This is a genomic window from Aeromonas sp. R10-2 (assembly GCF_040908445.1).
Taxonomy (GTDB): Bacteria; Pseudomonadota; Gammaproteobacteria; order Enterobacterales; family Aeromonadaceae; genus Aeromonas; species Aeromonas veronii.
In genome coordinates this window covers 45,236-71,449 of the sequence record NZ_JBFODS010000034.1, presented here as the reverse complement: position 1 = coordinate 71,449, position 26,214 = coordinate 45,236, and the positions used below count along the sequence as shown (strand labels likewise).

Below are 26,214 nucleotides of genomic sequence, written 5' to 3'. Positions count from 1 at the left end.
GGCTAAAAACCGGGGGGCAAGGTGCGCAAAGCTTGATCGGGATCAGCTGGCAAGGGCGAGCAAGCGGGCTGATCAACAGGGGGATGACCAGCCCGTGGGACTCAGCGGTGCAGCTCGCCGGCGCGCTCCGGCTGATAGACCACTTCCAGAATTTCGACCTCGATGGTGCGACCGGCCGGGCCCGGCCAGGCGATGCTGTCGCCCACTTTCAGACCGAGCAGGGCGCTGCCCACCGGCGCCAGTACCGAGATATTGCTCTCGTCGCCCTTGGCATCGCGCGGGTAGACCAGGGTGAGGCAGAACTCGTTGCCGCTGCTCTGCATCTTGAAGCGCACCTTGCTGTTCATGGTGACTACGTCCGGCGGCATGTCGGCCGGTTCGCGGATCTCGGCGCGGTCCAGCTCCTCTTGCAGGGCCAGATGCTGCGGGTGGTTGCCAAGCAGTTGTTCGATACGGTCCAGATCAAGGCTGGAGATAACCAGATGAGGTTGTTTCATAAGATATTCCTTATCAATAGCGGATAGGCCCATACCGGCGGGTGCAGGTTGGCCATCACACTGGGTGTTACAAAAATGGATTCAACAGGTTCAATCGATTGAAAATGCCATGCCCCCAAGCGACTCGCGGCCGAAGGAGCGAGGCGGGGGCTCAGCAGGGTGTGAGCAAATGCGAGGAAATAGCGAGTATTTTCATAGGCCTACCATAACCATTCTGGCCGGCCTTGGCAACCGTGATTGAGTGACTACTCAGGAACCTGATAGTTGTACTGACGGATGATCCGCGTGAGCGAGCCATCACGGCGCATCTCGTCTATCACGGCTTGCCAGCGACGCCCTTCGGTGAAGGGGAACTCTTTGTGAGCGGCAATAAATAACTGGGTGCGCATCAGGGTTTCACCACGAACAAGTTGCCCAGTAGAAAATCCTTCTTGCTGTTGGTTGTAGAGAATAGCGTTCCAGGCTGCTACCCATGCATCGATACGCCCTCGTTGTAGTTTGTGCGCATTGAGTTCTTCGGTGGCGACAGTTTGACTGGTCAGATTGAGTCTTTGTTTGAGTAAATGTTGGCCGAAAGAGTGGCGCAGAGTACCGACCTTGAGGGTGGACAGCTCACCGGCTTTGATTGGAACAGGATGAAAGCGGCGATCGCTGACGATAACAAATTCCTCGTCGATTATTGGTGCTACCCAATAAAAGAGGTGCTCTCGTCGAGAGCTCCGCACTGGCGGGATCAGCAGTACATCCTTGCGGTGGGTCACTTCGATGAGGGCTCGGGCCAGCGGCATCAACTCGATAGTGAGCGGTTCTTTTAAGCGCCGGGCGGCCTCTTCCATGACCTCGATGGCCATGCCGCTTGGAGCCCCCTGCTGGGAACGTATGACATAGGGGGGCAACTCGGCCGCCACCAGCACAATAGCCTGGGCACCGGTGTTCACCAGCAATAACAGCAGGGCAAAAAAGGGCAGGCAGAGAGCGCGCATCAAGGTCGTGAGCCAGAGTCGAATATGCAGAGTGTAACATTCCTGCCTGCGTTGTCGTTGTGCCCGCTGAGGGGTTGGGATCTCAGTCGAAGAAATCCCGCAGATCGCGCACTTCGTAATCAGCGAGTTGCTGCCAGGGGAGCTGAGCAGGCAGCTTGCGCAGGGTTACCTCCATCCGGTAGCTGCGATAGCCATCGAGGCTGGCCGACTCGACCACCAGCGGGATTTGCCACTGACTCGACCAGAGAATGCGGGTTCGTTGCTGCCCTTCGCGCTTTTCATACCAGCGGGCCTGCTCGGGGGCGGCCTCATCCAGTGGAGTCATCCCCTCGATCAGCACCGGGTTGACGAGATGGCGGATCCGCAGCCAGTCGGGCTTGAAGGCCACCTGGCCATACTCTTCCACCGGCACTTCAACCAGCTGGTTGTGCCAGCTGTCGGCATAGCGCAGCAGAAGTTCACCCTCATCACTGCGGCTGACCCAGCGGGCCGCCATCTGGTGGGTAAAGTGCTTGTGGCCGGGGGTGGCGTCGTGAGTGGCGTGATAGGCACGGGCAAGGGGGAGGGGTATGAGCCGCTGGCTCCACACCTGATTGCCCACGCGCAGCCACTTCTCTTGCCAGACACTCTCTCTGGCGATGCCATCGCTGCCGGTGTTCCGGTCGTGATAGCTGATCCGGGCGGCGAGATCCGGGGGCGTGTCGTCAGCATGCAGGGGAAAGGTGAGGGTGCTGCCAAGCAGCCATAACGAAAGCAAAAGTCGCATCATCATCTGTCGCTCGAAAGAGCCGGGGCCCGGGCCGCTGAGTCGATTGCTCAGATGCACCCGGGCCCCTGCTGCTTACAGGCCGAGCGCCTCCCGCAGTTTGCCAAACACCTTGGTGTTATCCAGAGTGCCTTTGAAGCGGTTGCTACCGGCGCCATCGGCAAACAGCATCACATCGCCGCCGCCGTGGGTTTCCGATGTCAGTTTGACGCCGGTCTCCTGCAGGTAGTCATTGGCCATCACCTGATCGCTGGTGAGGACCGGGCGCACATCGGGGCGGTTGGGGCCGTTACCGAACACCAGGGTGGTGAAGGGCTTGCCATCCACATCGTTCTGGGTCGAGCCATCGCCATTTTTAACCAGGTCGAGCACCGGATTGCCCTTGGCGGAGTAGCCGTTAATGGTCATGGTATGGTCATGGTCGGCGGTGACCACGATCAGGGTATTGTTGAGATCCACTTTACCCAGCGCCGTCTTGACCGCCTCATCCAGAGCCACCGCGTCGGTGAGCGAGCGCTTGGCGTTGGTGCCGTGCAGGGCATGATCGATCCGGCCGCCTTCTACCATCAGGAAGTAACCCTGACTGTTCTTGCTCAGCAGGTCGATCGCCTTGGCGGTCATTTCGGAGAGGGACGGCTGGGTATTGGCAGCCCCTTTGGCGACCCGATCCAGCTCGTAGTCCAAGTGGGATTTGCTGCTGAACAGACCGAGCACCTTGCCGCTGGTGACCTTGGCCAGTTCACTTTGGGTGGTGACATAGCTGTATCCCTGCGCCTTCATCTCGGCGGTCAGGTCGCGGTTGTCATTGCGACCGCCCTTGTTGCTGGCGCTGTAGGGGGTCCAGTGGTTGGCACCACCGCCCATCAGCACATCGACCCCATCCCCCAGTGCCTGGTTGAAACCAGTTCCTCCCGGAACAGCTTGTGCGGCGATGTCATAAGCGGCATCCCGATGGCAGATGTGGGCGTAGGTAGCCGCCGGGGTCGCGTGGGTCAGCTCGGTGGTGGTGACGGCCCCGACCGATTTGCCTGCCGCCTTGGCCAGCTCCAGGATGGTGGGCACCGGCTTGCCGTTATCGCTGTTGCAATTGTTGACGGTTTTGTTGCCATTGACGTCTTTGCCGGGGGCGACGGCTTTGGTGTCGCTGCTCATGGCGATCACCTCGTTGTTCATCTTGACCCCGGTGGTGTAGGCCGCCATGGAGGGGGCTGAGTCGGTGGTCTGGGCATCGTTGGAGAAGGTCTTGATGCGGGCACTGCGCGGTAGTTTCATCATCTCCAGATTGCCATCTTCTCCCACCTTGAACAGGCGGGTGGCGGTGAGCACGGTAGGCCCCATGCCATCACCGATAAAGAGAATGACGTTTTTGGCATCACCGGCCTGTGCCTGGGAGGTTGCGCCCAGCGCACTGAACAGGGCGGCGCAGACCAGCGTGTGCTTGATGGATGTGTTCATCTGTTTGCTCATGAAAGTGCTCCTTACAGCTTGGCCGCAGCCTTGATCTTGCCGAACACGGCGGTGTTATCGAGTGAGCCATGGAAGCTGTCAGCCCCCTTGCCGATGGCGCCGAGGAATACATCTGTGCCGCCGTGGGTCTCGTTGCCGATCTCGCCCACCTTGACCACCACTTCCTGGTGGTAGTCATTGGCGGATACGGTGGCATCGTCGAGCGGGGCGACGCTGCTGCGCGGGCCATCCACCCGGTTGTAGCCGTTGCCAAAACCTATGATGGTGTAGGGCATGCCCTCGCTATCCTTGCTTGGCTCGCCAGTCTCGTAGTTCTTCACCAGCCCGAGTACGCCGGGGTTGTCGGCGGTGGTTTTGCCGGTGCGCTTGGCATAGCCGTTGAGCACTAGCGTGTGGTCGTGGTCGGCGGTGACCACAATCAGGGTGTTTTTCAGCTCGGGGTCGCTCTTTTTCACCTCGTCGATGGCGGCCTTGATGGCGTTGTCGAAGGCTATGGTGTCCTGCAGCGCCCGCTTGGCGTTGGTGTCGTGCAGGGCGTGGTCGATGCGACCCCCTTCCACCATCAGGAAGTAACCCTTCTCCTTGCCCTTGAGCTGCTTGATGGCAGCCAGGGTCATCTGGGCCAGTGACGGCTCGCTGGCAGGGCGGTCCAGGTCATATTTCATGTGACTGGAACCAAACAGACCCAGCAGAGGCTTGCCCGCATCGGCCTTGTTCAGCTCATCCAGATTGCTGGCAAACTGGTAGCCCTTGGCCTGCATTTCGCTGATGAGGTTGCGGCCATCCTCCCGCTTGCCCTTGTCGGCTTTGGGCAGGAAGAAACTGCTGCCGCCACCGAGCACCACATCCAACCCCTCCTTGAGGGCGCTGTTGTAGCCTTTGCCGCCTGGTACCAGCTGGACGGCGATATCCGCTTCCAGATCCCGGTTGCAGATATGGGCATAGGTTGCTGCCGGGGTGGCGTGGGTCACCCGGGTACTGGTCACCACGCCGGTACCGCGGCCATCGGCTTTGGCCAGCTCCAGCAGGGTGGTCACCGGCTTGCCGGCGCTCTTGCTGCAGTCGCTCTCATAGGTGGCGTCGCCGTCCATGCTGATGACGCCGTTGTTGCTCTTGACCCCGGTCATGTAGGCCGCCATGGAGGGGGCCGAGTCAGTGACCTGGGCATCGTGGGAGAAGGTCTTGATAAAGGCCGTCTCTGGCAGGGTATCGATGGTGAGATCACCCTCTTCGCCGACACCGTAGATGCGGGCCGCCGTCAGGGTGTTGAGGCCCATGCCGTCACCGAGGAAGAAGATGACGTTGGTGGGTTGGGTTGCGGGCTTGGTCGCCACCGTGTCATTGTCTGATTTGCAGCCGGCAGCCAGGGCGGCGCCGATCATCACTGCAAGTCCTGCCATTTTTCTCATTGGGGTTCGCTCCTTGTAAAACCTGAGCGCAGCCTAGAGGGGGCAGATGACACTTTTACTGACTATCGGTGACGGTTGTGTGAAAAAGTGATGAAAATGTTACACTATATCAAAGTGTTATCTATCAATTGAGCCGGTTGGTCCGGTCGCTTCCGGCAAGGTTACTCCGCCTCGGCGGTTTGTTGATTTGATGAGGTGATGGTTAGAATGACCTGTCAAAAGAGGCTCGCAGCAGGTAAAATGCGCCCCCTTCGTTCGATGCCCGCGGCAAAGTGCCTGTTGTTTCATGCGCGCGCCCGCAGCCCCCACAGAGAGTAACGGATATGTCCATCAACTGGTTCCCCGGTCACATGCACAAGGCCCGCAAAGAGATTGCCGAGGTCATGCCCCAGGTCGATGTGATCATCGAGATGCTCGATGCCCGCATCCCCTTCTCCAGCGAGAACCCGCTGGTGCCCGAGCTGCGTGGTGATACCCCGGTGATAAAGGTGCTGAACAAGGCGGATCTGGCCGATCCGGCGATCACCGATCTGTGGGTGGCGCACATGGAAAAAGAGAAGGGGATCAAGGCGCTGCCGTTGACACAACAAGAGCCGGAGAAGATCAAGCAACTGCTGACCCTCTGCCATGAGATGCTGCCGGAGCGCAATTTTGAGCTGCGCGGCGTGCGGGCGATGATCATGGGGATCCCCAACGTGGGCAAGTCTACTCTGATCAATACCCTGGCGGGGCGCATCATCGCCCGTACCGGCAACGAGGCGGGGGTGACCAAGTCCCAGCAGCGGATCAAGCTGGATAACAACGTTATCCTGACCGATACCCCGGGTTTTCTCTGGCCCAAGCTCAATCCGCCCTCCTGCGGTTATCGTCTGGCCATCACCGCGGCCATCAAGGACACGGTGTTCGACTATGCCGATATCGCCATGTTCGCCGCCGATTACTTCATCAAGGCCTATCCGGAGCGGATCAAGGCGCGCTACCAGATTGACGAGCTGCCCGAGACCGAGATCGAGCTGCTGGAGATGATCGCCCGCCAGCGAGCGTTTATGCGCAAAGGGGGGCTGGCCGACCTGCACAAGGCGTCCGAGATCCTGATCAACGAGTTCCGCTCCGGTTTGCTTGGCCGCATCTCGCTGGAGACGCCGGAGATGGTGAGCGTCGAGATTGTCGAAGCCGCCGCTGAAGCCGAGCAAAAAGCCAAAGAGAAGGCCGAGCGGGAAGAGGAGCGTCAGGCCCGCGCCCGTCGCAAGTACGCCCGCAAGCGTCAGAAATAGTCATCCTCAGGCGTCCCGAGCTTGCCTGACAACGAGCGAGCTTGTGTGACCGAGATGACGAAACACGAAGAGGCGACCCCAGGGTCGCCTCTTCTGTCTTATCTGGTGAAATGCCGCCCACTTCTCATGGCGTGTCCGCGCTATAAAGCCATGTCATCAACCAAAACGGTGGCGCGCTGTCTCAAACAGCGACATATGAAGCGGGATCAGCTGTTGCCAGTCGCGGCGATAGCCGCCACCGGGCACAGCGGCGACAGGCAACCCATGCTGGATTGCACAGTCAAATACCATGGCATCGCGCAGGCGAACCCCTTCATCGCTCAGGGAGAGATAGCCAAGCTCGTCAGCATGATGCACATCGACGCCTGCCTGATAGAGGATGAGATCCGGCGAATAGAGGCGCAGTGCCAGCGAGAGTGCCTGTTGCAGTGTGGTGAGATAGGCATCGTCTGCCATGCCGCTTGGCAGCGGAGAGTCGAGGTGAGAGGTGGCTTTGTGATGGGGAAAGTTGTGCTCCCCATGGAGGGAGAGGGTGATGATGTCGCGCCGCCCGGCGCAAAGGGCCGCACTGCCATCTCCCTGATGCACATCGAGATCGATGATCAGCACCTGTTCACAGCGCCCCTCGTCGAGGCAAGCCTGGGCGGCAATCACCAGATCGTTGAACAGACAAAAACCGCTGCCGTGATCCCGATGGGCGTGGTGGTAGCCACCGGAGATCTGCAAGCCGCATCCCTGCTCAAGAGCATGGCGGCTGGCGGCAATAGTGGCACCCACCGAGCGCAAGGTGCGCTCCATCAGCATGGGTGACCAGGGAAAACCGATCTTGCGGATGGCACGATCTTCCAGCTGGCCGCTCAGGGCCGCCGCGACATAATCGGCATCGTGAATGCGACAGATTTGCTCCCGGGTAGCGGCGGGCGCTTCGCCAAGGGGGTAACCCTGCACCTGCAGGCGTTCAAACAGCCCTTGATACTTGGCCAGCGGGAAGCGATGGCGCTCGGGTAGCGTCAGGGAGGAGTAGAGGGGGTGATAGAAAATGCGCAACGACATAGTGCCATTCTCCCTGGCAAGGTGGCGCTTTCTATATATGAAATCTGCAGATGAATCCATATATGTAATCCCTATATAAAGGGGAAGTTGCAGCGCATAAATCAAGACGCGTCGTGAGTGAGACCGCAGGATATGGAAAAGGGGAGCTTGGCTCCCCTTTCAGTCAATATCCCAGCCCGGCTTATTGCTGCTGGATAACCCAGATCTGGAAGGCTTTGCGGGTTTCAGCATCTGCCTTGTTGTACCAGTTTTGCAACTGGGTCAGGGCTTCCGGATTGCTTTGAGCCTTGCTGGGGGCAACCTGAACCGGTGCGCTGGCGGCAGCCATCACGGCAGCAGAGGAGACGGCAACCGCTTTGGGCTGGTTGAAGGCTTTACCCATGTTGATCAGCTCTTGCTGATAGTCACGGGTCAGCTGGAAGCCTTCTACTTTCGGCATCACGAACTGTTCGCTGCTCACTTGCTGGCCTGTGACCTTGTCTTTCAGCGTGACTTTCTGATCCTTCAGGAACTGTTTGGCTTCTGCTTCGTTGCGGGGCTTTTTATAGTCCAGCACCAGTTGCTGGTTGTCGGCGGCGGTGAAGTTCAGCACCAGCGGCTCGGCGGTCACCAGCTTGATTTCGTCTCGATTAGAATAATTGCCTTCAAATGCAACCACGAGCTGATGTTTACCAACGCTAAGTGGAAACTTTTTGGTGTTATCGAGTAATGAGGGATTAATTGCTTGACCATCGATCAGCTGGACGACATACGGGGTGGTCACTTCCAATTGGGCATCAGCAAGGGCGCTACCGGCCCACAACAGACCAGCCAGCGCCGGTACCAGAACAGTCAGTTTCATTTCATCTCCTTGAACAGTCAGGCGATTGCCCACTGAAAACAGGGGCTTATTTTTACAGGTTTGGCCTACTGCGGCAATGGCTCTTTCTGGTGGTCGATGTTCGCACTGCTGTCAGTTTGTTTATCAATAGCGACCGACTTATTTATTCGATCCGCCGTGTAAACGGGGGGAGGGCGTCGAGCAACCCCTTGCCATAACGTTTGGTCAGCAGACGTCGGTCAAGAATGGTAACCCGCCCCCGATCTGCCTCTTTGCGGATGAGGCGGCCACAGGCCTGGATCAGTTTGCGCGATGCTTCTGGCACCGTCAGTTGCAGAAACGGGTTCCCCCCTCGCTGCTCTACCCATTCGGCGGTAGCCTCCTCGACCGGTGAGTTGGGCACCGCAAAGGGGAGTTTGGTGATGACCAGATTGGTAAGGTAGTGACCCGGCAGATCCAGCCCCTCCGAGAAGCTGCCGGTACCAAACAGAATGCTGGCCTGACCGCCATCGCACTTTTGTTTGTGCAGGGTGAGCAGGGCATTGCGGGAGGCTTCCCCCTGCACCAGCAGTGATAGTCCCTTGGCTCGCAAGCCAACAGCCACCTCATTCATCTGGCGGTAGGAGGAGAAGAGCACCAGACTCGCCTCCTTGCCCGCAAGAATACGTGGCAGCACGCTGATGAGTTCGTTGGTAAAGGCCGGCGAGTTGGGTTCGTGCTCCATCTTGGGCAGATAGAGCTCGGCTTTCTGATAATCAAAGGGGGAGCGCAGGCGCAGATAGCGGGTACCGTCGTGCTCCTTGAGCCCCACCTGATGGCGAAAATAACTAAAGGAAGAGAGTGCTGTGAGGGTTGCGGAGACCAGTACGGCTCCCAGACATTTCGACCAGAGCCACTCCTCCAGCAAATAGCCTACCTCAATCGGTGAGGCGTGCAGCCAGATATCGCCGTCATCGCTCTTGGCCATCCAGCGGGCGAGCGGGGTTTTGCCGGTCGGAACATGGCGCCCCAGCATCTCCCAGAGGGCGCAGAAACTCTCCAGCCGCTGCAGATGAAAACCGCTCTCGGCCAGCAGGGGTTCGGCCTCCTTGCGGCGGATCTCGCCATCTTTCAGCGCTTCACCGATTGCTCCCTGCATCCGATCCAGCGCCCGCAGCGCCTTCTTGCTCGACTCCTTGAGATTCTCCGCCAGCATGGGCAGGGGATCCGGCAATACCCCTTCGGCGAAGCGGTAGTGGGGGTCTGTGCCAAACAGCCGATCGTTGGCGCTGAGCCACTGCTCGACCGCCTTCAGATCGGGCTGGATGGAGGCCAGTGCATCCTGCAGTTTGAGTTGGGGGTCGAGCAGGCTCTCTTTATTAAGCGTCCGCGCCAGCTTGCCTGCACTTTGTACCAGCTTCTCCAGCCAGCGGCGGGAGCCTTTGACGCTGGCCGACGCAGCGCCGTGATCCCGGGCGATGGTGGGCAGGTGATGGGCCTCATCCAGCACATAGATACACTCATCGGGGGGGGGCAGAATGATGCCGCCGCCCATGGTGAGATCGGAGAGCAGTAGCGCATGGTTCACCACCAGCACATCGGCGCTCTCCATGTCGTTGCGGGCGCGATGAAAGGGGCAGTGCTGGTGATGGCTCAGCGCCTTGTTGCAGGTGTGGCGGTCGGCGGCGATGCGATCCCAGCAAGTGTCGGGAATGGGCTCTGGCCAGTTGTCCCGATCCCCGTCCCATTTGCCATTGGTGTAGGCCTGCCACAGGGCCAGGTAGCGATCTTTGTCGCTGTCAGATGGTTTGGATTTGCTCAGATTGCCAAAGTCGAGCTCGAAGTTGGCCATCTCGGCGCCACTGGCTGCCTGTTCCAGCAGATGTTCGCAGCAGTAACGCTGCCGCCCCTTGACCAGCATAAAGCGAAACGGCAGCTCGCTGTGGCTGTGGTAAAAAGGGAGGTCTTTGTGGATCAGCTGCTCTTGCAGGGCCACGGTGGCGGTGGAGATCACCAGCTTCTTCTGGGTGAGCCGCGCCACCGGGATGGCACCCTGCGCATAAGAAAGAGATTTGCCGATACCGGTTCCTGCTTCGGCAACCAGAATACGGCGCTGTTTGTCGTACTCGCCGGTCAGGGTTTTGGCTATCTCTGCCACCAGAAAGTTCTGCTCTTTGCGCGGCACAAAACCGGGTAATCCATCCGAAATCTGGCGATAGGTTTGACGAATGGTGGCTTTAAGGCGAGTAGAGAGCATGAAGAGAAGGCCAGTTAGGTGTTAATCGAAGGACAAGGATACCCGCAACCCCTTGGTGAGGTCGAGGCAACTGCCATTATCACGGCAGTTTTACGCTGTTCAGACCACTTTGGTTGTTTATCAGGTAGTTAGCGTTGTTTGCATGCAAAATAGACTATTTGAGTCCAAATAATCAGCAGGATTGGTTGCAAACGTTTTTCCGCCTACCGAACCTCAAGTGAGATGTGCATCACATTTTCATCTTGGGGACCATGATTTCCATAAAAAGTTCCAAGTTTTTTCATTGCGGTTCAAAAAATCCGGTGCTAGTCTCGGCGGCATAGTGATGCAAAGAACATCGCTAACACAGGGAATAACAACGACTTAGTGTTTAACTTACAGTAGGCATTGGAAACTATGAAAAAGACAATTCTGGCAATTGCTATCCCGGCTCTGTTTGCTTCCGCAGCCAACGCAGCTACCGTATATGACAAAGATGGTACCAAATTTGACGTCTATGGACGTGTTCACGCTGCTTATCAAGGTGAAGCTAATAAAGCTGACCTGACTCAAAATGCAAATGGCAGCAATGACTACTACTACAAGAAGAGCGACACCACAACTAAAGGTGAGGTTTACACCTACGCTCGTACCGGTATGCAGGGTAAAGTTGCGCTGAACAACACTTGGTCTGCGATTGCTCAAGGCGAGTGGGAAATCAGCTCAGAAAACAGTGGCCAAGATTCACTGACTGCACGTCATGTATGGGCCGGTTTTGATGGTACTCAATACGGTAAGTTCATGTTTGGTCAGACCGATACTGCATCCAAATGGGGTGTTCAGGATCGTGCCGATATCTTTGAAGAGCTGGGTAACGTTGCCAGCGTAAACGATGGTCGTCAAGAAGGTCAGATTATCTACCGTGGTGAGTGGAACGGTGCTTTCTTCAATGCTTCCTATATCAGCAAAAACAGCGACATGGACAGCTTCGGTGCCGAATTGCTGGCTAGCTCTTTGTCCGCAAGCACCGCTCCAGGTGTGACTGATGGTAACAAGAAAGGCCTGGAAGGCGGTTATGCTGTCGGTGCCGGTTACAACATGGACAACGGCTTTGGCTTCGGCGTGAGCATGGAGAACAAGGATTTCGAGCGCGGTACCAATCTGGGTCGTAAGAACGCTGCTATACCAACCATTACTGACCTGAAGAGCAAGGATGATTGGGCGATCGGTACTTCTTACGCCTTTGATGCCTTCTATTTCGGCGCCATGTATAACGAATCCAAGCTGAAAGGCTTCGATGGTGGCCAAGAGATCAAAGCGAAAGGCTTTGAACTGGCTGGTTCTTACACCGTCGACTCCTGGAAACTGCTGGCTGGTTACAACAAGCTGGATGCGAAGGGTACCAATGTTCACAGTGTTGCCGGTACAACCAACGATGTCGAGATCTTTGACCGTGTGATTCTGGGTGTTGAGTATGCTTTCACTTCCAACATCAAGTCTTATGCTAACTACGCAATCGAAAGCGCTGGCGAGAAAGATGACCAGTGGGAATTCGGTATGCAGTACAACTTCTAATAAGTTGCACATGAGTAATATCCTGGCTTGAGTCTTTGACCAAGCTACGAATGGCCGAGATGATATCTCGGCCATTTTCTTTTTGGCGGCATTGCTATTGCGTAACGGAGTTCTGGTGAATCGCCGGATTGTAATTTCTAGTGATAGTTGGCAGATTGCCAGTCTCGGTTAATTTGTACAGATCTAGTTATCACCTGACTCCGGCCTCAAACCGGTGTTTTGTTTACGCTACTTTAGTGCACACTTTATTCGGTATCAATTTCAGACCCTTCTTGAACATGTTGTAGGGGGTTTGACCCTCCATCATCCTGCCCTGATGTGGCCGCTGGGTGTTGTAGTGCACCAGATAGCTATCCAGGTCTGTCTGCATCTGTTCTACCGACTCATACCAGGTCGTTCTCCCCTTGATACGGAAGTGTTCATCCAGCAGTGTGCGATGAAGTCGCTCGATAAAGCCGTTGCTCTGCGGCCTGCGCACCCTGGTTGTCCGGTGCTCAATCCCCTCCAGTTGCAGGAACAGCTCGTAGGGATGGTGGTCAGGGCGCCCACAGAACTCGCGCCCGTTATCCGACAGGATGGTATAGACCCGTGCCTCGTGGGTTTCAAAGAATGGCAGCACCGTTTCGTTAAGCACATGGACCGAGGTGATGGGCAGCTTGCTGGTGTAGAGCCGCCCCCAGGCGTGGCGACTGTATCAGTTCAGCACCGTTTGCAGATACACCTTACCAACCCCTTGAGCGCGCCGACGAAGAAGGTGTCGACCGCCACCAGTTCCCCGGTGTAGTGAACCTCAATCTGACGTTCGCGAAACTCGGGGCTGAAGCGCTCTAACAGGCGAATTTGCTCGTCATTGAGCTCAATGGTCTGCTCACGGTGGGTTTTCTCGAGGCGCAACAATCGGTCGTGTTTGGAGAGCAAGTCGTGACGTTGCCACACGCCACGCACACCGCCCGCACAGATGTTGATGCCTTGCAGAGCCAGTTCTTGGGCGACCCGCAGCGGGCCATGGGTTGGTCTGGTGAGGGAGTAATCGAGGATGGCCTGTTCAATCTCGGGCGCAACCCGGTTGGGATGAGCCCCTTTACAGCCAGGCAATTTGTCAAGCAAGCCCTCGGCGCCATAGGTCTGGAAATTACGGCGAATTTCGTAGAACTGCTGACGACTGTAGCCGATGAGCTTGCAGGCTTTGCTGACGTTATTGAGCTCTTTGGCGAGCTCTAGCAGGCTGAGTTTGCGACGTGCTACTTTCTCGTTGGTGGTCATGCAGAGGCTGATAGTATTTTGCAGGTGCAAAAAAGCCCCTTGGCGGGGCTTGGTGTCTGGCAAGGCTGGTGTCGGGATTATCAATCGAACAGGATGCGGCCGCTGGTGCCGGCATCGTTGTCTTTCCAGCTGGCGCCGCTTTTGCGCAGGGTGTAAGTGATGGTCTCCTGCTTGAATTTCAGGTAGTCGCTGCCGCTGTGGCTTGGTTTGACCTGATTGCCATCGATATAGCGCGGATTGCGTGGATATTGAGGGGGCATACTTGGTGGATGTGATGCGGTGCAGGGAGAGTGGATTGTGAGGCCAATCAGCGGTAGGTACTTGATGTGTCGCCGCTCGCGACTGAGTTAGCGTTGAAATCGGTAATAAACCAAAAAGGGAAGATGCTCAGGCATCTTCCCTTTTTGGTGGTATTAGCGGTGACTGCTTTTGCAAGATCAGCCGTGTTGGCGGCGGTCGTTGGCTTGGGCCAGCAGCATGCGGCTTTCACGCAGGAACTGGTCGGCGTGTTCGCCGAAGAAACCGGAGACCTGCGAGAAGGCGTCGATAAAGCCGGCTCTGTCCCCCCGCTCCAGCAGCCCCAGCGCTTCGCCGAAGTTTTGGTAGTAACGGCGGATCATCGCCAGATTCTGCGGTGACGACAAAATGATGTCGGCATAGAGGTGGGGATCCTGGGCAAACAGTCGCCCGACCATGGCCAGCTCCAACCGGTAGATGGGGGAGCTCAAACTCAGCAGGCGATCCAGATTGGCTTGCTCCCGGGAGAGGTGCCAGCCATAAGCAAAGGTGGCGAAGTGACGCAGCGCCTGAATGAGGGTCATCGCCTCATCGTGGGCCTTGGCTTCTACCTGTTGCAAGCGCGCGCCCCAGATGGTCATCTGATCCAGCAGCCACTGACTGGCGGCCGCGTCACGACCCTGGCAGCAGACGATCACCTGCTTGGCGAGGCTCGCCACATCCGGTCCGAACATGGGGTGCAGCCCCAGTACCGGCCCTTGGTGCGCCGCCAGCATATGTTCGAGCGGCACCGCTTTCACGCTGGTGACATCGACCAGCAGGCAGTGGGCGGGCAGGTTGCCGAGGCGGTCGATGATCTGGCAGGTGATATCGATGGGCACCGCCACCATCACCAGACCGGCTCCGGCGAGGATCTCGTCAGCGCGCGGCCAGTCGGCTTGTTCCAGCGTCTCGACCCGATAGCCTGAGAGGCTGAACATATGGCCGAACAAGCGGCCAAGCTGGCCCTGACCACCGATGATGACCACTTTGCCAAGGTCCGGCTTTATGCATTTGAAGCCGGTATCTTTCTCGCTGGCGTAAGATTCGCGCATCACCCGGCGCAGTACGTCTTCGATGAGATCGCCGGGCACTCCCAACTGCTCGGCCTCGGCGCGGCGGCGGGCCAGCATGCTCGCTTCCCTGTCCGGTGCATAGATGGGCAGGCCGTGGCGGCTCTTTACCTCACCCACTTCTCCCACCAGGGCCAGACGGGCGGCCAGCAGATCGATCAGCTGCTTGTCCACCGCATCTATCTTGTCCCTGAGTACATTCAACTCTTCAGCCATATCCAGTCCCTGCTGGCGCCGCGAGCGGCGGCGCCCTGAAAATCAAGATGCAACAAGGTATCACGGCATGAGCGGTTTGATGCCACCAGCGGTGATACCCAGATTGTTCAATAGGTTACGCCAAGATACCACGGCTTACCGTGCAGTTCTGCCCTTGAGGGGGTCAGCCAGCTGGTTGTGGCAGCGGGCCAGCAGGGTAGCGGTGGTGTCCCAGTCGATGCAGGCATCTGTGATGGAGACCCCGTAGCGCATCTGCTCCTTGGGCTGCTCGCTGGACTGGTTTCCCTCGAACAGGTTGGATTCGAGCATCACCCCGATGATGGAGCGGTTGCCCTCCTGGATCTGGTGGATGACGTTGTCGGCCACCTTGGGCTGCAAACGGTGATCCTTGCTGGAGTTGCCGTGGCTGCAATCCACCACAAGGCTCGGCAGCAGGCCCGCTTTCTCCAGCGCCTCTTCCGCCAGCGACACGTTGACCGAGTCATAGTTGGGATGTTTGCCGCCGCGCAGGATCACGTGGCCATCCGGGTTGCCCTGGGTCTGCAGCAGCGCAACCTGGCCCTGCTGGTTGATCCCCATAAAGGCGTGAGGGGAGGAGGCCGCCTGCAGCGCATTGATGGCAGTCCCCAGGTTGCCGTCGGTGCCGTTCTTGAAGCCGACCGGCATGGAGAGGCCGGACGCCATCTCCCTGTGGGTCTGGGATTCGGTGGTGCGGGCGCCGATAGCCGACCAGGAGAAGAGCTCGGCCAGGTATTGCGGGCTGATGGGGTCGAGCGCTTCGGTGGCCAGCGGCAACTCCAGCTCCGCCAACCAGCAGAGCAGCTCGCGGGCACGGTGCAGCCCCAGCTCCACATCGAAGGTGCCATCCAGATTGGGGTCGTTGATAAAGCCTTTCCAGCCGACCGTGGTGCGCGGCTTCTCAAAGTAGACCCGCATGACAATGTAGAGAGAGTCCTGATAGGCATCATGCAGCGCTTTGAGTCTGGTTGCGTACTCTTTGGCGGCGTCCATGTCGTGGATGGAGCAGGGACCACAGATCACCAACAGGCGGTGATCGCGGCGGTGAATGATGTCGGCGATGGTATTGCGGGCCCCTTGCACGAATGCCAGCGCCTTGTCGGAGATGGGTAACTTCTCCTTGAGCTGGGCAGGCGTGATCATCACTTGTTCGGACTGGATGTGGATGTTGTTCAGGGGGTCTCTTTGCATGATTTCATTCTCTCTACTGTATTAAGCCAAAAGCGATTGTACCGATATGTTTACGTTGGTACCTGCTTTGTTACGCAACCGCCCTCACCTTACCAAGGAAAAACAAACAATCAAGTGAAACTAGCGGGTTTACCGCTAAAAAGTCAGATAAAGGAGCTGCTATATAGCGCGAACAGGAATAATACAGAGGGTTTTTCGGAGGGGTAATGGTTTTTTTGTAACGCAATGTTTACGGTGTGAGGGGGGAGGCTGCGTTGCCCAGCTGTTTACCCACAGTAAATGGTATCTCTGGGAGGCTGCAACGCGATGGCAATGATGGTGTGAGGTGGCTATCTGGTCAGCCATAGAAAGAGGGAGCCATCATGGCTCCCTTTGCGGTAGGAAGGGGGATCCCGTCTGGCTGCGGATCAGCGCTTTTGTTTTCCCTGCAGCTCTTTGTTCAGGCGAGTGAGCATCCCCTGGGTGACCAGCACTATGCCCTGCTCGGAGCGGTGGAAGCGACGTGCATCTTCATCGGCGTTTTCACCTATCACTGTGCCTTCCGGCAGTTTGCACCCCTTGTCGATCACCACCCGGCGCAGTCGGCAACCGGCACCAATCTCCACACCCGGGAAGATAACGGCCTGATCCAGAGTGCAGAAGGAGTCGACCCGCACATTGGTAAAGAGCACCGAACTCAGGATGAAAGAGCCACTGACGATGGTGCCCCCGGCAAACATGGAGTTGATGGTCATGCCGTGCTGGCCGTTTCGGTCCTGCACGAACTTGGCGGGAGGAGTCATGTTCTGACTGGTCCAGATGGGCCAGTCCTGATCGTAGATATCCAGCTCAGGCGTGACGGAAGCGAGATCCATATTGGCCTCCCAGAAGGAGTCCACGGTGCCCACATCGCGCCAGTAGGGGCGGCGATCCGGACAGCAGCCGACACAGGACATGCCAAACGGGTGAGCGAATGCGGTGCCCTCTTTCACCACGCGGGGGATCACGTCCATGCCGAAATCGTGATGGGACTGCTCGTTGGCAATGTCCTCTTCCAGCAGCTGATAGAGATACTCCGCATCGAAGATATAGACGCCCATTGAGGCCAGCGCGGTGTCGGCCTTGCCCGGCATGGCGGGCGGGTTAGCAGGCTTTTCGACGAAGGCATTGATCTTGCGATCATCATCCACCGCCATTACCCCGAAGGCGCTTGCTTCACTGCGTGGCACCTCGATGCAGGCAACGGTCACCTTGGCGCCCATATTGACGTGGTCAAGCAGCATGGCGGCGTAATCCATCTTGTAGATGTGATCGCCTGCCAGCACCACCACATATTTGGGGGCGTGATCGCGGATGATATCCAGATTCTGGTAGACCGCATCGGCGGTACCCCGATACCAGTTCACCTCATCCACCCGCTGCTGGGCAGGGAGCAGATCGATAAACTCGTTCATCTGGTAGCGCAGGAAAGACCAGCCGGACTGGAGATGGCGCAACAGGCTGTGTGATTTGTACTGGGTCACGACACCGACCCGACGGATGCCGGAGTTGATGCAGTTGGAGAGCACGAAATCGATGATGCGGAATTTGCCGCCGAAATGAACGGCAGGTTTTGCACGGTTGTCGGTTAACTGTTTGAGGCGACTACCCCGCCCTCCTGCGAGTACCAAAGCCATGGTCTCGTTCAGCAACTGTCTGGATTTTGCTGTATTGGCAGGTTGTAACAACATCTCATATCCCTTTGTAGATAAATCACTACAATGTTGCCTCCTTTGAGCCCTCAAGAAAGTGCTTTCAGTCACATTTTATGGTTTCTGACGTAATAAAATGACCTTTTTGTTATTAAAAATGACGGGTTGATCCGTCATTGCTTTCAATATGGTCAGTTGTCAATTGAAGCGAGCCGAGCAACAAAAGGGACGGCGAGAGACCGAGAGGAGGGATGAAAAAGCCCCTGCCAATGGTTGGCAGGGGCCCGGTTTGTTGAGACCCGGTAAGCCGGGCCTGGTTAACAAGGTTCAGGCTGCGTTGGCCAGTGGCTCCTCGCTCTTCTTCTGGTAGGCCTGCGGGGTGAGGCCCAGCAGCTCCTGCACGGTCGAGGCGACGGTGATGGAGGAGACGGTGCCCACCAGGATCCCGGCAAACAGGGTGAAGGAGAAGCCGTAGAGGGCGTCACCGCCAAACAGCAGCAGCGCACCCACGGTAAACAGGGTGGTGCCCGAGGTGATCATGGTGCGACTGAAAGTCGCCTTGATGGCTACATCGGAGCATTCGTGGATCCCCATCTGGGTACGCGAGCTCAGCAGATCCCGCAGCCTGTCCGAGATGACGATGCTGTCGTTGAGGGAGTAGCCGATCACCGCCATCAAACCGGCGATGATGTTCAGATCGAACTCGATCTGAAAGAGTGACAGCAGCCCCAGCGCCACGATGGCGTCATGCACTACCGAGAGCAGGATGCCGATGGCCTGACGCCACTCGAAGCGAAACGCCAGATAGGCCGACATCGCCAGCGAAGCGACCAGCACGGCCAGCATCCCCTGCTGGAACAGTTCGGCACCCACCTGAGGGCCGACGATGGTGGTGCGCAGCAACTCGACCGGCATCCCCAGCTGCTGGGTCAGCATGGTGGCGAGATCCGCCGCGGGCCAGGGCAGTTCGTGGGGGGGCAGCTTGATCAGCCACTCGCCGGGAATACCGGCCGAGCTCAGCTCAACGGCTCCCGCCAGCGGGGAGACCAGCATGGCATTGAGCTCATGGGCCTCTTTCAGGGTCTGGATATGAAACTCCAGCAGGATCCCGCCGGTAAAATCGAGCCCCAGTGTCAGGCCGTTCACCAACAAGATGGCGACACTGGCCACGGTCAGCAGGATGGAAGCCCACAGGCCGATATAACGCCAACGGGTCAACCCCATGGCAACGATCATTCTCAACATAATTCTCTCCTTGGCCAGCCAGCATCAGGCTGTTGGCCCATCACGACGTGCCGTGACACGCCGGGAAAATAGTGTTCTGCTTTGGCCGCTCCGGTCATATCCATGGCCGATGGCGCAGCCAAAGCCGCTCATCAGAGGGACTGCTGTCCCGTTACACCTTCAGCGTGCGCTCACTGCTGCGTCCCCACAGGGGGTTGATGATGGCGCGCGTCCCCCAGATCCCGGTGATCATGCTGGAGAGCAGACCCAGAATGAGGGTGATGGAGAAGCCCTGCAGCGGCCCGGAGCCGATGGAGTAGAGCACCACAGCGCAGATGAGCGTAGTGATGTTGGCATCGAAAATGGTGTGGAAGGCCGAGCGATAGCCAAAGTCGATGGCGTTGGCCAATGAGCCCCCTTCTCGCAGACGGTCCCTGATCCGCTCGAAGATCAGCACATGGGTATCCACCGCCATGCCCACCGTCAGCACCAGACCGGCGATCCCCGGCAGGGTCAGCACGGCGCCCGGCAGCACTGCCAGCATGCCGACTTGCATCAACAGGTTGGCGACCAGCGCCGTGATGGCAACCCAGCCGAACTTGCGATACCAGGCCATCATGAACAGCATCATGCCCGCCATACCGAAGGCCAGCGCGGTGAAGCCCGCCTCGATATTCTGCATCCCCAGCGTCGGGCCAATACTGCGTTCTTCCAGGATCTTGAGAGGGGCGGTGAGGGCGCCGGCACGCAGCAGCATGGCCAGCTCCTGCGCTTCCGGCAGACTGCCAATGCCGGTGATGCGGAACTGGTTGCCAAGGGCGGTCTGGATGGTGGCGACGTTGATCACCTCGCTCTGGGCGCGCAGTTTGCCCTGGGCGTTGGTCTTGTACTCGGTGAAGACGGTTGCCATCGGCTTGCCCACATGCTGGCGGCTGAACTGGTTCATCTTGCTGCCACCCAGGGTGTCGAGCACGATATTGACCTGGGGTTGACCCATCTCGCCCATGTTGGCGCGGGCATCGACGATGTGCTCGCCGGTCAGCACCGGCTTGCGTGCCATGCCGACGGCCTGACCGTTGCGATCGGCGATATAGAAGTGGCTGTCGGCCTTGGCCTCGTAGAAGGCCAGCGAGGCGGTGGCGCCGATCACCTCTTTCGCCTGTTTGGGGTTGTGTACTCCGGGCAGTTCGATACGGATGCCATCCTGACCTTGACGCACCACCGAGGCCTCGACGATGCCGAGCTCGTTGATCCGTTTTTTCAGGATCGACAGGTTCTGGGTCACGGCGTTGTTGACCAGCAGGGTGCGCTCAGCATCGCTCAGCACCAGTTTCAGATCATTGCCGGAGCGGGTCAGCTTCCACTGATCCTGTCGGGTACCGGCACTCTCCTTGATGATGGCGAGCCAGCTCTCCTGTTCGGCGACCTCCGGCAGGGTGACGGCTACGGCGCCCTGTGCGCTGCGCGTGACGCTGGCGCCGCGCAGGTTGGCTTCACGGAAACGGGTGCGCAGGGTATCCACCAGATTCTTGGTCTGATTGTCGATGACAAAGTCCACGTCCACCCCGATCAGCAGCTGGGAGCCGCCACGCAGATCGAGCCCCAGCTTGATGGGGTCGGCGCCAAGGCGGGTGATCCAGGTCGGTGCGTTGGAGTGAAACTCCAGGGTCAGGGCGGCACTGTCGACCCCTTGCTGCTCCAGCAACTGCTTGGCGCGCTGCTGCTCGCCCTGACTGGCAAAGACCAGCTCGACCCGCTCAGGTTGCTCGATCACTTTGACCGGGGTCAGGTGCTTGTCGCTCAGCAGCATCTGTTGCTGGGTGGTCAGGCGCTGCTGTCCGTGCAGGCCGAGGGAGGGCTGCTCACCAAAAAAGGTGGGCAGGGAGTAAAAGGTAAAGGTCAACAGCATCAACAGCAGCAGTGCGTACTGCCACTTGCTCATGCGGTTGAGAACGGTGCGATTGCTCTTTCTCATGGCAAACAAGCCTCTGTCAGGAGAATGGTGCCCGGGCCGATAGCAACAAGGCTCGGCAAGGCGCAAAAAATGGGATGCATCAGATGCGGATCAGGCAGTTGCCGGATCCGTCAGGAAGAGGAGATGAGCAAACAGTGGATGTGCCAGCCCCTCCGGGGTCAGGCGCTCAGATAGCTCTGGGTGAAGCGGTATTGCAGATGTTGGCGCTGTAGATGGCGCCGGTGGATCGCGCCAAAGCGATCGCGAAAACTCTGTTTGTGATAGAGCTCGGGGGTCAGCATCAGCCAGCCGAGCAGCAACAGCAGGATGGCCTGGGCCGACCAGCTCTGGATCAGCTCGTAGACCACACTCTTGGGCTGGTTGTCACTGCGCAGGGATTGTTCGAGACGCAGCAGGTGATTCTGATGGCTGCCGACAAACTTGATGATGCCATCATCGCTGTCGCTAAGCTGATTGAACACCTGAGTCTGCTGCTGTTCACTCTGGGGCGATGCGGGTAGCAGCGGGCCTTCCATTCGGGCGATGGAACAAAGCAGGGTGAGGGCGATAACCAGAGTTACCAGCACCAGTTTTACTTTGTCGATAAGGCGCAAAAGTTAATTCCCGATAAATAGAGAGGGCAAACTACCACATGCGCCCGGTTTGAACAAGGTTGCCCCGGGCGCATGGCACCATTCGGTGCTGGCTGTCAGCTGCCGCTCATCTGCTTGAAGTCGCGGGCATAACCCTTGAGCAGGGAGTAGAGATGGGCCCGCTGGGAGATATCCAGCGACTGGCTCATGGCGCTCAGCCAGTTGACGGTACGCTGGCGCGACTGTTCGGTATAGCCGGTAAAGCGGCCATCCATCAGCCCATCCCCCTCGGCCAGCAGGTCAGTCAGCTCGCGGGTAAAGTCGGGACTCTGGCGCTGCTTCATCAGCCTGTCCAGCTCCTGGGTCCAGGACTCCTGAAACTCGAGCCAGGGGGGCATCAGCTCGTATTGCCATTCGGCCCACTGGGCCACCAGTGGTGCCTGTGCCGGTTTCACCTCGCCAATCCAGAACTCGAGCCGCTTGTTCATCTTGTCGCGAAACTCTGCCAGCATCTGCTCTTTGGGCTCAGTGGCAAAGTCCTTTTGCCGCTCCTGTTGCCGCTTGACCCGATCGGTCATAAAGCGGGCCACCTGCTCATCGGTCAGGGTGCGCGCCAGCCTGACCGCGCGGGGGATAGTATTTTCCAGCGTGCGGGTCAGGCTCTGCTGCACCGCATCTAGGTTGGTCGAGATCTGCTCCGGCGTCATGGGGCTGGCCACCGCCTTGGCCAGTGCATCGAGATCCCTAGCGTAGCGCGGCAGCTCGTGCTGGCGGTGCCAGGCCATCAGCCCCTTCACTTCGCGGCTGAGCAAATCCTTCTGCGAATAGGAGAGGGCAAAGTAGTCATCCAGCTGCCAGATGATGGCGGTATCGAGCCAGTAGTAGATCACCCGGGTGGAGCAGCCGGTCAGCAGCAGGCCGATCAGCAGCAGACCCCAGGTTTTCGGCTTGTGCCAGCGCACCTTGTTTATCATCTGTTACTCCAGTCGTTGCCGGTTGATGGCGATCAGGGTGTCATAGTCGAGTGAGGGCTGTTGCTCTGTCATCAGCAGGGCCCAGAGCAGGCCGATATAGTCGACCCAGGGTAAAAATGCCTCGCTCTGAAAATCGGGCCACTGGTGGCGCGGCAGGGCCTGCAGATAGTGCGCTTCCAGCTCGTCGCGCCGCTCGGCGGGCCACTCATGGGTGCGCTGGATGCTGGCGAGCTCAAAGCCGGGGTGACCTGCCGCGCCATACTCCCAGTCGATGACCCAGGGTTTGCTTCCCAACAAGTTAGCCGGATTGAGATCATGGTGGCAAGGGCGCCAGCAATCATTTGGCTCACTGCTGGCGAGCAAGCTCCGCTCCAGGGCGGGCAGCCAGGAGGGGATGTGGGCCAGTCTGGTGCGATAGCCTGCGGCGTGAGCCCGCACCGCCATCACTACCGCAGGCAGCGGCAGGCGATGGAGCTTGCGCAGCACCTCAGCCAGCAGGCGGGACTGATCGGCTTCCGGTGGCGCCGCGTGTACCCAGTTTGGCTCATCGCACCATTCGAGCAGCATAAGACCGCTGGCGGGATCGCCATAGTGGCAGGGCAGCGCCAACCCTTCTGCCATCGCCCCCTGATAAAGCTGCCACTCGGTGGGACGGTCGATGCCAAGGCGCACCGGGTCGGAGTGGCCCTGACGCAAAAAGTAACTGCGCCCCGAGGGGAGGCGCAGTCGATAGTTGCAGTTGGTCAGACCTAACCCGAGTGGTTCCAGCTGCCCCTCCCGCCAGGGGGCGGGCAGGCTGGCCAGTAGCGGATCACAGTTGCCTGTCACCAGGAGCCTGTTACCAGCCAAAGGTGGATTTCTTCGCCTGTTTGCGGATCTCTTTCTGATCGGCCCACAGCAGTTCGCCGTTTTGCAGATCCATCAGGTTCATGGTCATCTGGTAGTAGACATCCTTCACCTTGCCATTGTCCTTGACGATGCTGGCGAGGTTGCCATAGACCATGTAGCGGGCACCGGTCTGCTTGCCCAGACGCACCATGGAGGCAGGATCCACCATGCCGCTGCTCTGCTGGTATTCGAGCTGCTGCTTGACGGCGGCCACCTTGCTCATGTCGACGAAGCGGAACTTGCCGGCCCGCAGCAACTTGGTGCGGATGGTATCGGTGATCGCTTCGGTATCGATGTGCTCGGAGGTCTTGTTGCGGATGGAGTCCATAAACATCACCGGACGACCGCCAGCGGTGATCTCGCTGGTGGCAGGGGAGGCGAGCATGGAGTCCGCCATCTTGTCGGCGATGGCCTGCAGGTCGCTTGAGCCGTAATCGACGGTAACGGTTTCGGTTTCAGTGGGATCGCCATAGCTGACGGTAGTGCTGGAGCAGCCGCCCAAGAGCAACGCGCCAGTCAGGATCAGCAGGGCATGATTCATTTTCATCAGTAGGATTCCTCAATCACTTCGCGTACGTAAATCCGGTAACCTTGCGCCGCCGGGCTGGGCGCCAGGGCCGAGAGGGTGCGGGTCTGATAGCCATGCAGCTTGATGGGGGTCCAGCCGCGGCCATCGCTGGCGACCTCCTGACCGGCCTCATCATACCAATAGAAGATATATTGCAGCTTGTTATCGCCGCGCTGGGTGCTGGCGGCGGCCACATTGACCTGCAGCAGGCCATTTTGCTGGCGGCGGCTCAGCTCGGTCAGGGTGACGTTGACGTTTTGATGCTGCTCTGCCACTGGTGCACCGCCCGCCGGGCCATAGAGCGCCACGCCGGAGGTGTTGGTGGCGCAGCCGGTCAGCAGCAGCGCGAGCCCGAGGGCCAACCCGTATGCTTTCATCTTGCTCTCCTTAATCGGGGTGAGTGGGGCCGCGAGTGTGCCTGCCCGGTTAATTGTCTTGCTCATCTCTCTTCGCCGTCTGCTCAGAGCGGCATCACCCTGGTGGTCAGACCGGCGCCGAGGCGCTGTACCCAGACCAGGGTTGTGCGGCCCTTGTGGATGGTGAGCGGCAATTGCCGCTGGGCTGCCCCCGCGCCCAGGGTGAGATTGATTTCACCTGCCGGCACCATCCCCTGCCAGCTCGATGCCTGAGCTGGCAGCGTCAGCCAACTGCGGGTATCGGCCCGCTCCGAGAGGGTGTTGAAGATCCCCACCAGAATATTGCCCACATCCCCTCCCTCTTTGGCGGCGGTGCGGCGCATCTGCTCCTTGGCCACCAGTCGCAGCGCCTGGCGGGTCAGCATGCCGGGCAGCCGCTCCTGCAGATCTTTGGCGGCCAGCGCTTCCAGCCTGACCAGCTCGCTGGTCTGCCAGGCCCGTTTGCCGACTTCCACCGTCAGCGGGCCGGTGTCGCTGGCCCGATTATCGTAATAGGGGATGGCGACGGTAAAGGTGCGAAAATCGCCGCGGGAGGTGGAGATGGGGAGCGGCAGGAACAGTTCGCGCCGTGCCGGGATCAAACCATCTTCAAACAGCACCACCAGCTGGCCTTGATCTTTTGCAAGCGGCGGCGCTTTGCGGCCTATCTTTTTCTCGGTCTCGCGGATCTCGTCCGGTGAGCCACGCAGCCGCGCCAGACGCAGCAAGGCATCTTGCAGGCTGCGGTTGTCCGGCGCTATCTGGTAGCCGCGCTGATAGTCGACCCAGGCATCGTTGAGATCCCCGGCCGCCTCATAGAGCACGGCGGAAAAATAGAAGGTGTAGGCGTTCTGAAAACCGTTTTTGACCTTGCCGATCAACCGGTCGAGATCCGGTGCGCCGCGCGACATCAGCTGGCGCATCTCGCCTTCTGCTTCGGCCTCTTCGCTCTCATCCTTCGCCTTGCGCACCTCATCGGCTCGCCGTTTCAGGGCCTGCTCCTGCACCTGATTGGCCCGGCGCACCTCTACCAGGGCACCATCGGCATCACCCCGTTGCAGATAGTTGAGGGCCAGATAGTGATGCAGCATGGTGCGTTCGTAATCGGGAGTACGATAGGCCATCGACTGATCGTTGGTGAGCAGACTGCCCACCTGATCCAGACCATGGCTCAGCCGGTATTCGGCCTGATTGTCTTCCCACTGAAGGCGGCTGTCGGCGGCGGTGAACGCCTGCTTGCTACCCGCATCCTGACCCGCCAGCCAGGCAATGCGCCCCTGTTCGAGCCGATCCAGCACAAAGGTGTCATCCCCCAGGGTGGAGTCGCGCACCTCGGGCAGCGCCTCGGCGGCATGGCCCAGCAGCAGCTGGTTGCGCAGGGGCACCATCTGATCGGAGTAGGAGACGAACATATCCTGCCAGCGGGAGGCGCAGCCTCCCAGCAACAGCAGGGCGCCGCAGAGCAACAGGGCGCTGCGGCAGGTTGAGGCGTTGCGATTCATTACAGGCTGAGCAGCGGTCCCAGCGGCTGGCCACCGACCAGATGCATGTGGATGTGGTAGACCTCCTGCCCGCCGTGGCGGTTGCAGTTCATGATGAGGCGGTAGCCATCTTCGGCGATGCCCGCCTCGCTGGCCAGTTTGCGGGCCACGGTGAACATCCGGCCAAGGGCCAGTTCATGTTCGGCTTCCACGTCATTGACGGTGGGGATCAGCACATTGGGGATGATCAGAATATGGGTCTTGGCCTTGGGCTGGATATCCCGGAATGCGGTGACCAGATCGTCTTGATAAAGGATGTCGGCGGGGATCTCTTTACGGATGATTTTGCTGAAAATGGTTTCTTGCGCCAT

General features: G+C 58.8%; 23 protein-coding genes and 1 pseudogene. 2 read left to right on the top strand and 22 right to left on the bottom strand.

Translation table 11 applies throughout. The features are described 5' to 3' along the window. Positions 1-101: 101 nt before the first annotated feature. The 5 genes from rnk to AB5Y97_RS08155 form a co-directional block, all read right to left on the bottom strand. Entirely contained in the window at positions 102-497 is a 396-nt protein-coding gene (gene rnk / locus AB5Y97_RS08175; RefSeq protein ID WP_005334070.1) for a nucleoside diphosphate kinase regulator, read from the bottom strand. A gap of 245 nt (positions 498-742) precedes the next feature. After that, a complete protein-coding gene (locus AB5Y97_RS08170) occupies positions 743-1,480 on the bottom strand; it encodes a substrate-binding periplasmic protein (RefSeq protein ID WP_368157622.1) in 738 nt (245 codons plus the stop codon). An 82-nt stretch (positions 1,481-1,562) separates the two neighbouring features. Further along, a complete protein-coding gene (locus AB5Y97_RS08165; RefSeq protein WP_319919612.1) occupies positions 1,563-2,249 on the bottom strand; it encodes a hypothetical protein in 687 nt (228 codons plus the stop codon). A gap of 72 nt (positions 2,250-2,321) precedes the next feature. Then, positions 2,322-3,713, bottom strand: coding sequence for an alkaline phosphatase (locus tag AB5Y97_RS08160; protein ID WP_368157526.1), 1,392 nt, complete (start codon positions 3,711-3,713; stop codon positions 2,322-2,324). 11 nt (positions 3,714-3,724) lie between these two features. Next, the gene (locus tag AB5Y97_RS08155) at positions 3,725-5,122 is read right to left on the bottom strand and encodes an alkaline phosphatase (RefSeq protein WP_113738708.1); all 1,398 of its coding nucleotides are present in this window, start codon (positions 5,120-5,122) and stop codon (positions 3,725-3,727) included. A 323-nt stretch (positions 5,123-5,445) separates the two neighbouring features. On the opposite strand from AB5Y97_RS08155, the gene ylqF reads away from it, so the two are divergent. Next, entirely contained in the window at positions 5,446-6,396 is a 951-nt protein-coding gene (ylqF, locus tag AB5Y97_RS08150; protein ID WP_005334061.1) for a ribosome biogenesis GTPase YlqF, read from the top strand. Between the two features lie 156 nt (positions 6,397-6,552). On the opposite strand, the gene AB5Y97_RS08145 is transcribed toward ylqF, so the two are convergent. The 3 genes from AB5Y97_RS08145 to dinG all read right to left on the bottom strand — a co-directional run bounded on the left by AB5Y97_RS08145 (position 6,553) and on the right by dinG (position 10,505). After that, entirely contained in the window at positions 6,553-7,449 is an 897-nt protein-coding gene (locus tag AB5Y97_RS08145) for a histone deacetylase (protein ID WP_368157524.1), read from the bottom strand. A 181-nt stretch (positions 7,450-7,630) separates the two neighbouring features. After that, on the bottom strand, positions 7,631-8,290 hold the full coding sequence (locus AB5Y97_RS08140) for a DUF2057 domain-containing protein (protein WP_201986107.1): 660 nt from the start codon (positions 8,288-8,290) through the stop codon (positions 7,631-7,633). A 142-nt stretch (positions 8,291-8,432) separates the two neighbouring features. Continuing rightward, positions 8,433-10,505, bottom strand: coding sequence for an ATP-dependent DNA helicase DinG (dinG, locus tag AB5Y97_RS08135; RefSeq protein ID WP_368157522.1), 2,073 nt, complete (start codon positions 10,503-10,505; stop codon positions 8,433-8,435). A 396-nt stretch (positions 10,506-10,901) separates the two neighbouring features. Between dinG and AB5Y97_RS08130 the strand changes: the two genes are divergently transcribed. Next, on the top strand, positions 10,902-12,059 hold the full coding sequence (locus AB5Y97_RS08130) for a porin (RefSeq protein WP_368157520.1): 1,158 nt from the start codon (positions 10,902-10,904) through the stop codon (positions 12,057-12,059). A gap of 223 nt (positions 12,060-12,282) precedes the next feature. Here the strand turns inward: AB5Y97_RS08130 and AB5Y97_RS08125 are convergent. The 14 genes and pseudogenes from AB5Y97_RS08125 to hinT all read right to left on the bottom strand — a co-directional run bounded on the left by AB5Y97_RS08125 (position 12,283) and on the right by hinT (position 26,214). Then, positions 12,283-13,322 (bottom strand): annotated as a pseudogene (locus tag AB5Y97_RS08125) (IS481 family transposase). Positions 13,323-13,402: 80 nt separating this feature from the next. Then, positions 13,403-13,582, bottom strand: a complete 180-nt coding sequence (locus tag AB5Y97_RS08120) for a hypothetical protein (RefSeq protein ID WP_368157518.1) — start codon at positions 13,580-13,582, stop codon at positions 13,403-13,405. Positions 13,583-13,759: 177 nt separating this feature from the next. Continuing rightward, positions 13,760-14,887 carry a bifunctional chorismate mutase/prephenate dehydrogenase gene (tyrA, locus tag AB5Y97_RS08115; RefSeq protein ID WP_368157516.1) on the bottom strand — a complete coding sequence of 376 codons (1,128 nt, stop codon included), beginning with the start codon at positions 14,885-14,887 and terminating at the stop codon, positions 13,760-13,762. Positions 14,888-15,022: 135 nt separating this feature from the next. Beyond that, positions 15,023-16,096 (bottom strand): 3-deoxy-7-phosphoheptulonate synthase, encoded by a 1,074-nt coding sequence (locus tag AB5Y97_RS08110; protein ID WP_021231016.1) that lies wholly within the window; start codon positions 16,094-16,096, stop codon positions 15,023-15,025. Positions 16,097-16,503: 407 nt separating this feature from the next. Beyond that, positions 16,504-17,805, bottom strand: a complete 1,302-nt coding sequence (gene glgC, locus AB5Y97_RS08105) for a glucose-1-phosphate adenylyltransferase (protein ID WP_005334047.1) — start codon at positions 17,803-17,805, stop codon at positions 16,504-16,506. 288 nt (positions 17,806-18,093) lie between these two features. Beyond that, positions 18,094-19,011, bottom strand: a complete 918-nt coding sequence (gene secF, locus AB5Y97_RS08100) for a protein translocase subunit SecF (RefSeq protein WP_005334046.1) — start codon at positions 19,009-19,011, stop codon at positions 18,094-18,096. A gap of 151 nt (positions 19,012-19,162) precedes the next feature. Next, the gene (gene secD / locus AB5Y97_RS08095; RefSeq protein WP_265775785.1) at positions 19,163-20,965 is read right to left on the bottom strand and encodes a protein translocase subunit SecD; all 1,803 of its coding nucleotides are present in this window, start codon (positions 20,963-20,965) and stop codon (positions 19,163-19,165) included. Between the two features lie 158 nt (positions 20,966-21,123). Beyond that, entirely contained in the window at positions 21,124-21,558 is a 435-nt protein-coding gene (locus AB5Y97_RS08090) for a hypothetical protein (RefSeq protein WP_216961935.1), read from the bottom strand. A gap of 95 nt (positions 21,559-21,653) precedes the next feature. Further along, complete coding sequence (locus AB5Y97_RS08085; protein WP_005361577.1) at positions 21,654-22,511, bottom strand: DUF6279 family lipoprotein; 858 nt, start codon at positions 22,509-22,511, stop codon at positions 21,654-21,656. 3 nt (positions 22,512-22,514) lie between these two features. Beyond that, complete coding sequence (locus tag AB5Y97_RS08080; RefSeq protein ID WP_257123287.1) at positions 22,515-23,339, bottom strand: phosphotransferase family protein; 825 nt, start codon at positions 23,337-23,339, stop codon at positions 22,515-22,517. Positions 23,340-23,349: 10 nt separating this feature from the next. Then, the gene (gene lpoB / locus AB5Y97_RS08075; RefSeq protein ID WP_005302153.1) at positions 23,350-23,946 is read right to left on the bottom strand and encodes a penicillin-binding protein activator LpoB; all 597 of its coding nucleotides are present in this window, start codon (positions 23,944-23,946) and stop codon (positions 23,350-23,352) included. Then, positions 23,946-24,344 (bottom strand): YcfL family protein, encoded by a 399-nt coding sequence (locus AB5Y97_RS08070; RefSeq protein WP_064339841.1) that lies wholly within the window; start codon positions 24,342-24,344, stop codon positions 23,946-23,948. Before AB5Y97_RS08070 ends, lpoB begins: the two co-directional genes overlap by 1 nt. Positions 24,345-24,427: 83 nt before the next feature. After that, entirely contained in the window at positions 24,428-25,864 is a 1,437-nt protein-coding gene (locus AB5Y97_RS08065) for a COG3014 family protein (RefSeq protein WP_265775783.1), read from the bottom strand. Then, positions 25,864-26,214, bottom strand: coding sequence for a purine nucleoside phosphoramidase (hinT, locus tag AB5Y97_RS08060; protein WP_021231009.1), 351 nt, complete (start codon positions 26,212-26,214; stop codon positions 25,864-25,866). The genes AB5Y97_RS08065 and hinT overlap by 1 nt, the downstream gene beginning before the upstream one ends.

Coding starts and splice junctions, on each gene's coding strand:
- rnk (WP_005334070.1), bottom strand. CDS start 497: ATGAAACAACCTCATCTGGTTATCTCCAGCCTTGATCTGGACCGTATC.
- AB5Y97_RS08170 (WP_368157622.1), bottom strand. CDS start 1,480: ATGCGCGCTCTCTGCCTGCCCTTTTTTGCCCTGCTGTTATTGCTGGTG.
- AB5Y97_RS08165 (WP_319919612.1), bottom strand. CDS start 2,249: ATGATGCGACTTTTGCTTTCGTTATGGCTGCTTGGCAGCACCCTCACC.
- AB5Y97_RS08160 (WP_368157526.1), bottom strand. CDS start 3,713: ATGAGCAAACAGATGAACACATCCATCAAGCACACGCTGGTCTGCGCC.
- AB5Y97_RS08155 (WP_113738708.1), bottom strand. CDS start 5,122: ATGAGAAAAATGGCAGGACTTGCAGTGATGATCGGCGCCGCCCTGGCT.
- ylqF (WP_005334061.1), top strand. CDS start 5,446: ATGTCCATCAACTGGTTCCCCGGTCACATGCACAAGGCCCGCAAAGAG.
- AB5Y97_RS08145 (WP_368157524.1), bottom strand. CDS start 7,449: ATGTCGTTGCGCATTTTCTATCACCCCCTCTACTCCTCCCTGACGCTA.
- AB5Y97_RS08140 (WP_201986107.1), bottom strand. CDS start 8,290: ATGAAACTGACTGTTCTGGTACCGGCGCTGGCTGGTCTGTTGTGGGCC.
- dinG (WP_368157522.1), bottom strand. CDS start 10,505: ATGCTCTCTACTCGCCTTAAAGCCACCATTCGTCAAACCTATCGCCAG.
- AB5Y97_RS08130 (WP_368157520.1), top strand. CDS start 10,902: ATGAAAAAGACAATTCTGGCAATTGCTATCCCGGCTCTGTTTGCTTCC.
- AB5Y97_RS08120 (WP_368157518.1), bottom strand. CDS start 13,582: ATGCCCCCTCAATATCCACGCAATCCGCGCTATATCGATGGCAATCAG.
- tyrA (WP_368157516.1), bottom strand. CDS start 14,887: ATGGCTGAAGAGTTGAATGTACTCAGGGACAAGATAGATGCGGTGGAC.
- AB5Y97_RS08110 (WP_021231016.1), bottom strand. CDS start 16,096: ATGCAAAGAGACCCCCTGAACAACATCCACATCCAGTCCGAACAAGTG.
- glgC (WP_005334047.1), bottom strand. CDS start 17,805: ATGTTGTTACAACCTGCCAATACAGCAAAATCCAGACAGTTGCTGAAC.
- secF (WP_005334046.1), bottom strand. CDS start 19,011: ATGTTGAGAATGATCGTTGCCATGGGGTTGACCCGTTGGCGTTATATC.
- secD (WP_265775785.1), bottom strand. CDS start 20,965: ATGAGAAAGAGCAATCGCACCGTTCTCAACCGCATGAGCAAGTGGCAG.
- AB5Y97_RS08085 (WP_005361577.1), bottom strand. CDS start 22,511: ATGATAAACAAGGTGCGCTGGCACAAGCCGAAAACCTGGGGTCTGCTG.
- lpoB (WP_005302153.1), bottom strand. CDS start 23,946: ATGAAAATGAATCATGCCCTGCTGATCCTGACTGGCGCGTTGCTCTTG.
- AB5Y97_RS08070 (WP_064339841.1), bottom strand. CDS start 24,344: ATGAAAGCATACGGGTTGGCCCTCGGGCTCGCGCTGCTGCTGACCGGC.
- AB5Y97_RS08065 (WP_265775783.1), bottom strand. CDS start 25,864: ATGAATCGCAACGCCTCAACCTGCCGCAGCGCCCTGTTGCTCTGCGGC.
- hinT (WP_021231009.1), bottom strand. CDS start 26,214: ATGGCGCAAGAAACCATTTTCAGCAAAATCATCCGTAAAGAGATCCCC.